Origin of the sequence: Colwellia sp. BRX8-9, assembly GCF_014077245.1 — a bacterium.
Taxonomy (GTDB): Bacteria; Pseudomonadota; Gammaproteobacteria; order Enterobacterales; family Alteromonadaceae; genus Colwellia_A.
This window is the reverse complement of record NZ_JACGVN010000056.1, coordinates 1-477: the sequence shown is the minus strand read 5'-3', so window position 1 is coordinate 477 and position 477 is coordinate 1. Positions and strand designations below refer to the sequence as shown.

At 35.2% G+C, this 477-nt stretch carries 1 tRNA gene; it reads right to left on the bottom strand.

The window, feature by feature from the left end:
- Window positions 1–352 precede the first annotated feature (352 nt).
- Window positions 353–438, bottom strand: a tRNA-Leu gene (locus H4J70_RS20245).
- Between the last annotated feature and the right edge of the window lie 39 nt (window positions 439–477).

Genomic DNA, 477 nt, shown 5'->3' with positions numbered 1-477 from the left:
ACGGACTTGAACCGTCACACTCTATGAGCGAGGGATTTTAAATCCCTTGTGTCTACCAATTCCACCACCCGGGCATCGGATAATTCTTTTTAAAGTAGAGATTGGCTCCCTACTAACTCTTAATTTACTAAGAGATTTAACTAATTAAATTCTTTATCTTATCTACACACTAAATTTAAACAGTTAACGAGACGCTACATCTTTTGTTGACAGCTAAATCACAACATTTTAACTATGTTTATTGTATATAAATATATGCATTATAAATGTAATGTAAATTAATTACATACATGATTGATACAGGTTTAATTACTACTATTTAAATTACTGAACAGAAAGCACAGCATAAAGATGGTACCCGGAGACGGACTTGAACCGTCACACTCTATGAGCGAGGGATTTTAAATCCCTTGTGTCTACCAATTCCACCACCCGGGCATCGGATAATTCTTTTTAAAGTAGAGATTGGCTCCCTAC